Origin of the sequence: Microbacterium sp. K35 (genome assembly GCF_004794375.1) — a bacterium.
GTDB classification, from domain to species: Bacteria; Actinomycetota; Actinomycetes; order Actinomycetales; family Microbacteriaceae; genus Microbacterium; species Microbacterium sufflavum.
Window position 1 is genome coordinate 1 of sequence record NZ_SSDM01000045.1, and the last position, 7324, is coordinate 7324.

Here is a 7324-nt window from a genome sequence, read left to right on the forward strand (position 1 = left end):
TCGCGGCGGCGACGGCTCCACGGAACCCCGCCGCGAGGGTGTCCGCCGATCCGGTCAGGACGATGTACTCCGACGGCAGGGACAGCGCGCCCCGCCGGGACTCGGCGTCGGCAGGCACGGCGAAATCGTGCGGCGGTGCGCCGGCGATGACGCGGATCCGGTCGCCGAGTCGGGCGATCTCGGCCAGACGCTCCCCCACGGCGTGGGTCGGCACGACCACGGCGTCCGCGTGCCGCGCGGCACGGCGGAGCATGCCGCGCTGCCAGGCCACGGCCGACTTCGACAGGGCGCCCGGGTCGTCCCAGGCGCACAGGTCCCACACCGTCACGGTGGTCTGATCGTGGTCGTGCACCCTGTCGTGGCGCACGAGCGGCGCCATCAGCGTGGGCGCGTGGATCATCCCGCCGCCCACACCCGGAGCGATGCCCAGCTGCCACGAGGCCGCCAGTTCCCGGCGACCGAGACCGAGCGTGCGCACCTCGTCGACCCCGGCGACGTCCACCTGCGCGCCCGCCGGTACGATCGCGTCGACCGCGCAGCCGGACGGGGCCGTCGCGACGAGCCCCGCCGTCAGCTCACGTGCCGCCGTGGCCTGGTCCTGGTCCACGACGTGCACCAGTTGATCCAGAACCACACGCAGCCGAGCACCCATGGGTTCAGGCTAACCGCGGCATGCTGCGGAGCCGTGGAGCGCACCGCCCGCCGGTCCGCAATTTCAGCGTTCCCACAGCAACGCATGACCTCACGTGCGCGCTCCATGGCCTCGCGCGTACCCACCGTGCTTGAATGCTCGAGTGAGCGATGGCCGACTTCCTGCCCGACGCCGATGGATCGGATGGACCATCGGCATCCTCCTGACGCTGCTCGTGATCGCCATCGGCTGGGTCACGGTCCGCGGCATCGGCGCGGTGGACGATCTGCGTCAGGTCGCGAAGGGCGCGACCCAGCTGAAGCAGGCGATCGCGGAGGGCGATCTCGACGGCGCGGAGCCCATCTCCGATGCCATCGCCCGCAACGCGGCCTCCGCCCATGACCTCACCTCCGATCCGATCTGGCACGCGTTCGGCGTCCTGCCGTGGGTCGGTCCGAACTTCCAGGCCGTCAGCGAGATCGCCGAGATCGCGGATGACGTATCGACCGAGGCGCTGCGACCCCTGCTGCAGGTCGGCGCCGATCTCGACCTGTCGAGCCTGGGCTTCACCGACGGCGCGATCAACCTCGCGCCGTTCGCCCAGGTCGAGGAGCCCCTGGCCGCCGCCGCGGCGTCGCTCACCTCCGCCGACGACCGAGCCAAGCGCATCGACGCCGATGCGACGCTGCCCCCTCTCGCCGATGCCATCCGTCAGATGCGAGGATCCGTCACGCAGGCGGCGACGGTCGTGGGCTCGCTGCACGGCGCTGCCGTGCTCCTGCCCACGATGCTGGGCGGCGACGGTCCGCGCACGTACGTGCTCGCGATGCAGAACAACGCCGAACTGCGCTCCTCGGGCGGCATCATCGGCTCGATCGCCCTGCTGCACGCCGAGAACGGGCGGGTGACCCTGCAGAGCCAGGCATCCACGCGCGACTTCCCCGCCCTCGATGTCCCCCTCCCGGTGAGCGAGTCCACCACGGCGCTGTTCGAGGATCGCCCAGGACGGTTCCTGCAGAACATCACCAGCATCCCCGACTTCCGCGAGGCCGGCGAGACGATCGCGGCACGGTGGGTCGGGCGTTTCGGCGGCCAGGTCGACGGGGTGATCGCCGTGGACGCCCTGGTCGCCGAGCATCTGATGGAGGTCACGGGCGACCTGACGTTCGGGCCCTTCACGGCGACGTCCGACACGATCACGAGCATTCTGCTGTCGGAGATCTACGCGGCCGTCCCCGACCCCGTGGCACAGGATGACATCTTCGCTCTTGCAGCCGGCGGCCTGTTCGGAGCAGCCCTGTCGGGCGGCGATCCCCAGGCTCTGATCGGCGCGCTGGCCGATGCCGCGGGCGAGGGTCGGATCCGCATCTGGAGCGCGCACGAGGACGAGGAGACCCTGCTCGCCGCGAGCGCCCTCGGCGGCACGATCCCCCCGGACTCGGCCGACACGAGTCACGTGGGCGTGCTGTTCAACGACGGCACCGGCGCGAAGATGGACTACTACACGCGCGCCACGATCGCGACCGCCGTCGGGCGCTGCGACGGAGAGCCGACCACGCAGATCACCGTCACCTGGACGAACACCGCACCCGCCGACGCGGCGACCTCCCTGCCCCCGTACGTGACGGGCGACGGGTTCTACGGCGTGCCGCCCGGCACCGTGCGCACGCTCATCGCGGTGTACGGCCCCGAGGGCGCCACCCCGTCCCACGTGGACAGGGACGGTGAGGACGACGGCGTGCAGACGGCGATGCTCGGCGACCGGTCCGTCGTGCAGCACGAGGTGCAGCTGGCGCCCGGCGAGTCGACCACCATCACCGTCGAGTTCCAGGGCACGGGTGCCGGTCAGCGGCTCACCGAGGTGCTGCACACCCCCCTGATCACGGGGCCGGAGCTGACCAAGGACACACTCCGCTGCGGTTCGTGACAATCTCCCTCGAATGGGGTACTGTCATCTCACTGGGGAATAACTGGGGTCTGTGAACCTGCCGTGGGGGCAGGAGACCTCACGCAGTCGGACGCAGGGGTGTGTCCGGAGGCGATTCCGCGTGACATTTCTGGGGAGAGATCATGCTGAAGAAACTGGCTGCCATCAGCCTTACCGCTGGCGCGCTGGTACTCGTCGCGCCGACCATCGCAACCGCTGCGCCGACGATTCCGGACGCATCCAGCGATTCGTACCCCTCGCCTCCCGGTGTGAAGGTCGGCGACCCGATCATCGACGTGTGCGAGGTCTCCACCATCGTCTTCGGCCCCGGGTACTTCCTGCCGTCCGAGAACGTGGCGGTCTCCGTTTCCGGCAAGAACGCGGGCAAGGCCGCGACCTCCGGCAACACCGCCGGCGCCGACGGCAGCATGACGCTGACGTTCCGCCCGCCGGCCGACGGTGAGGGCTCCTACGCCGTCGCCTTCGGGGGCTCGCGTCCGTACACCGCCACGATCACCGTGTCGCACGGCCACGACGCCGCGTCCAGCTGCGATCACGACCCTGCCGTCGCACCCGCGGGTACCGAGCTGCCCCTGACCGGCGGCGGCATGGAGCTCGCGCTCACCGGCGGCTCGGTCTCGCCGTGGGTGCTCGGCGGTGGAGCTGCCGCCCTGGTCGCCGGTGGGGCGCTCGTCGCCACCGGGATCGTTCGCCGCAAGCGCGCCTGAGCCTGGCTGCCGCCTCGCGCGGTGGTCGGCTGGACGACGGTGATCCCTCCCCCTCCGATCACCGTCGTCTGGCGAATCCGGTGCTGCACCGGACGCCCACGGGCGACGACCCTCGGGAGCGTCGCCCGTGGGCTGCGCCATGCCCACGCGGAGCGGGCCCCCTCCGTCAGGGGCTGGGCGTGGGGGTCGACGTCGGCGGGTGCAGCGCCTGCTGGATCATCTGGTGGATGTACCCGTAGTCGGGGTTGTGCTCGTCCACGCCCGAATCCGGGGTCAGCTCGATCGTCGTGACCTGCTGCTCCTTCGCCTTGAGCATCAGATCGAAGAACTCCGGAAGCTTGTCCTGGGGCAGATCGGTGCTGATCAACGCCGTGCCCGCCGCGGCGACCTCGTTGAACCGCGTCAGCACGGTCTGCGGCGTGAACTGAGCCAGGATCGCCTCCTGAAGTTCCCGCTGCCGCTTCATGCGGTCCCAGTCGCTGGTCGTGTAGCGCGAGCGGGCGTACCACTGCGCCGTGTCGCCGTCCATGTGCTGCTGGCCCGGCTCGATCCAGCCGATCGCCCACTCGTTCACGTCCGTCCCGGTCCATCCCTCGGGCGGACCGCCCTTCGGGAGACGCTCGGTGACGTTGATATCGACCCCGCCCAGCGCGTCGACCAGGTCGGCGAAGCCGTGCATGTCGACGAACACGTAGTACGGGATCTCGATCCCGAGGACGCCCTCGGCGGCATCCTTCGTCGCTTCGATGCCCGGCTCGGAGCCCTGGGCGACCGCCTTCGGGTACAGCTCCGCTCCTCCGTCGTCCCGGCACACCTCTGCGGCGTAACGCACGTGGTTCATCCAGCCGTTCCACCCGCAGGTCGACGAGCTGTGCCCCTCGAATCCGTTCGGGTACTGCGCCTGCATGGGACTGCCGTCGCTGAACGGCGCATTCGGGAGCTCACGCGGAATGCCCGTGATCGTGACCGCACCGGTCTCGGCGTTCACCGACACGACCGAGATGCTGTCGAAACGCATGGAGTCGCGGCCGTCCCCGCTGTCCGCACCGAGCAGGAGGATGTTGTAGTAGCCGTCGCTCGGCGGGAGGCTCGGTCCGCTCTGCCCGAAGATCGCCCCGACGGTTCCCCGCACGGATCCCACCGATGTCGCGGCGTAACCGGCGGCGCCGCCGACCAGGCCGAGGAGCACGAGCGCCACCACGGGGATCGCCAGCCGCGAGGGGTTGGGGACCTTGACCAGCCGCACGAGGCGCAGGGTGTCGAGGGTCAGCACGATCCACAGCACCACGTACGCCACCAGCAGCACCTGGACGATCGTCAGCACCACGGCGGAGAAGAACCCGCCGGCGACCGTGAGCCACAGGAGGACCGGTCGGGTGAACAGGGCGAGACCGACGGTCACGATCACCAGCAGCCAGGCCGTGAGCGTGGCGCCGAGACCGAACCGACCGAGACGGCGGTTGCCCGCCAGCACCTGAGCGGACCCCGGAAGAAGAAGGTTCATCGCGATGAGCCACCACCCGCGTTTCGACATCATCCCGGGGTCGGTGGAGTCCGGGTGCCGCAGCGGCCGGGTCTCGATGATCGGGCGCTGTCGTGCGCGCGGAGGCGCAAGGGTCACAGCGAGTCCTTCAGCCGTTCGTTCTTCGCCGCGACCTGCGACTCGAGATCGGCGGCGTAGGCCTCGACCCGGTCGGCGAGCTCCGCGTCGGCGGCGCCGAGGATGCGGGCGGCCAGGAGGCCGGCGTTGCGGGCCCCGCCGATCGAGACGGTCGCCACGGGGATCCCCGCCGGCATCTGCACGATCGACAGCAACGAGTCCATGCCGTCGAGGTACGCGAGCGGCACGGGAACACCGACCACGGGCAGCGGCGTCATCGACGCGAGCATCCCGGGCAGATGGGCCGCTCCGCCGGCCCCCGCGATGATCACGCGGAGCCCTCGCGCGCGGGCCTCCCGCGCATACGACATGAGCTTGTCGGGGGTGCGGTGCGCCGAGACCACCTCGACCTCGTGCGGGATCCCGAAGTCCGTCAGGGCCTGCGAGGCGTCACTCATGACGCGCCAGTCGGAGTCGGACCCCATGACGACGCCGACCACGGGCGCAGCGGAGGAGTGAAGTGGCTCTGTCACCAGAACAGGCTACGGGCTCGCGCTGGGAGAACACCCCAGCGGCACGCGGCTGCGCCCAGGTCCCGTCCGCCTCGCGTCACGCGAAGTGCGCGGCGGCCGCCCGAGCGACGTACACCGCGTCGTCCAGGTCCTCCCCGGCGACGTTGACGTGTCCGACCTTGCGACCCGGACGCGGCGCCTTGCCGTACGTGTGGATCTTGGCGCCGGGGTGCTCCGCCATCGCCGACGCGAACCGCTCGTCGAGCGTGGCACCGATCGGGCCGCCGAGGATGTTCACCATCACCGACCACGACGCGCGAGGAGCGGTGCTGCCCAGCGGCAGGTCGGCGACCGCGCGCAGGTGCTGCTCGAACTGTCCGGTCACGGCGCCGTCCTGGCTCCAGTGCCCGCTGTTGTGCGGACGCATGGCCAGTTCGTTGACGAGGATGCGCTCGTCGTCGGTCTCGAACAGCTCGACCGCGAGCATGCCGGTGACGCCGAGACCCTCCGCGATGGTGCGTCCGATCCCCTCCGCCACCTCGACCAGCCGATCGCCGGCGGCCGGGGCGGGCGCGATGACCTCGGCGCACACCCCATCGCGCTGGACGGTCTCGACCACGGGGTACGCGATCATCTCTCCCCCGCTGCGCCGGGCGACCTGCTGGGCGAGCTCGCGGACGAACGGCACGAGCTCTTCAGCGAGCAGTGCCTCCCCCTCACCGAGGGCGTCCAGCCAGTCCCGTGCGTCGTCGGCGGAGCGGACGACGCGCACGCCCTTGCCGTCGTAGCCACCCCGCGGGGTCTTGACCACGGCCGCGCCACCCTGGGCGTCGAGGAAGGACTGCAACTCGGCGACGTTCCGCACCGCTGCCCACTCGGGCTGCGGCACCCCGAGGTCGGCGAGACGGGCACGCATCGCGAGCTTGTCCTGGGCGAACTGGAGCGCGTCGGGCCCCGGGTGCACCGCGACGCCGTCGGCGACGAGGGCCCGCAGCACGTCCTGCGGCACGTGCTCGTGATCGAAGGTGATGACGTCGACGCCCTCGGCGAACGCGCGGACCGTCGCGAGGTCGCGGTAGTCGCCGACGGCCGTGGCCGCGAGCCCGGCGGACATGCCCTCGTCCTCCGCGAGCACCCGCAGGTCGATCCCGAGCTCGACCGCCGGAGCGATCATCATCCGTGCCAGCTGTCCTCCGCCGATCACGCCAACGCGCAACGCCATGTGCCGCCTCCATTCGTTGGTCCCATTCTTCCGCACTCGAGGGCGCGCGAGGGAACGCGGGTCAGAGGGCGTCGGTGTCGTCGGCGGTGGCCTGTGCGTCGCGGTGCGCGAGGATCTGCCCGACCTCGATCTGGTCCGCCAGCGTCTCGTGCACCAGGGTCACGTTCGGGACGTTCGGCAGCCGCAGCGGAGCGTCGACGCCGTTGGACAGCGTCACGGTGCCGCACCCCCACAGGCGCTGGAGCGGTCCGCGGCGCACCCCGATCGTGTACCCACGCGCGTGCGACATCTCCCTGCGCTGCCGGGAACCGATGCCCTGATGCGCGATCACCCGTCGCGTCGTGATGGTGGTGGTGCGCGAGTACCAGACGACGAAGGGGACCACGACCGCGAGCAGGACCACGGCGCCGGCTGCGGCGAGCAGCATCCAGTTCTCGAACCCGGCCGGCAGGTTGTCGTACAGGTAGGCAGTGAGCCCGAACGTCGCGATGAGCACCACTGCGGACCAGAACAGGCGTCGCGCGTGGCTACGGAAGCGCGCGATCAGCAGCTCTTCGGCGGGGGCCCCGGGCGGCGGCATCAGCGGCCGCCCGCCGAGCGTCACGGGCTGGGTCACCCCACCATTGTGCCCCGGGAGACCGACAACGCCGGTCGCCGGGCGGCGTGTCCCCGCGTCACGCGGGCCGCACGTGCACCACGTCGCC

Annotated in this window: 6 protein-coding genes and 1 pseudogene; 2 read left to right on the forward strand and 5 right to left on the reverse strand. The window is 71.1% G+C overall.

Annotated features, from left to right (window positions below):
- Positions 1–652: pseudogene (locus tag DW299_RS01100) on the reverse strand (glycosyltransferase); the annotation flags it as partial.
- A gap of 142 nt (positions 653–794) precedes the next feature.
- On the opposite strand from DW299_RS01100, the gene DW299_RS01105 reads away from it, so the two are divergent.
- On the forward strand, positions 795–2558 hold the full coding sequence (locus DW299_RS01105; protein WP_136035337.1) for a DUF4012 domain-containing protein: 1764 nt from the start codon (positions 795–797) through the stop codon (positions 2556–2558).
- Between the two features lie 269 nt (positions 2559–2827).
- Positions 2828–3286: an LAVTG motif-containing sortase-dependent surface protein gene (locus DW299_RS01110; protein WP_240744521.1), complete on the forward strand. Its 459-nt coding sequence runs from the start codon at positions 2828–2830 to the stop codon at positions 3284–3286.
- Positions 3287–3452: 166 nt separating this feature from the next.
- Here DW299_RS01110 and DW299_RS01115 read toward each other — a convergent pair whose 3' ends face one another.
- The 4 genes from DW299_RS01115 to DW299_RS01130 all read right to left on the reverse strand — a co-directional run bounded on the left by DW299_RS01115 (position 3453) and on the right by DW299_RS01130 (position 7236).
- Positions 3453–4907, reverse strand: a complete 1455-nt coding sequence (locus DW299_RS01115) for an LCP family protein (protein ID WP_136035338.1) — start codon at positions 4905–4907, stop codon at positions 3453–3455.
- Positions 4904–5371 carry a 5-(carboxyamino)imidazole ribonucleotide mutase gene (gene purE, locus DW299_RS01120; protein WP_136029996.1) on the reverse strand — a complete coding sequence of 156 codons (468 nt, stop codon included), beginning with the start codon at positions 5369–5371 and terminating at the stop codon, positions 4904–4906. Before purE ends, DW299_RS01115 begins: the two co-directional genes overlap by 4 nt.
- A 124-nt stretch (positions 5372–5495) precedes the next feature.
- The gene (locus DW299_RS01125; protein ID WP_136035339.1) at positions 5496–6620 is read right to left on the reverse strand and encodes a 5-(carboxyamino)imidazole ribonucleotide synthase; all 1125 of its coding nucleotides are present in this window, start codon (positions 6618–6620) and stop codon (positions 5496–5498) included.
- A gap of 61 nt (positions 6621–6681) precedes the next feature.
- Positions 6682–7236, reverse strand: a complete 555-nt coding sequence (locus tag DW299_RS01130; protein WP_168387224.1) for a PH domain-containing protein — start codon at positions 7234–7236, stop codon at positions 6682–6684.
- Between the last annotated feature and the right edge of the window lie 88 nt (positions 7237–7324).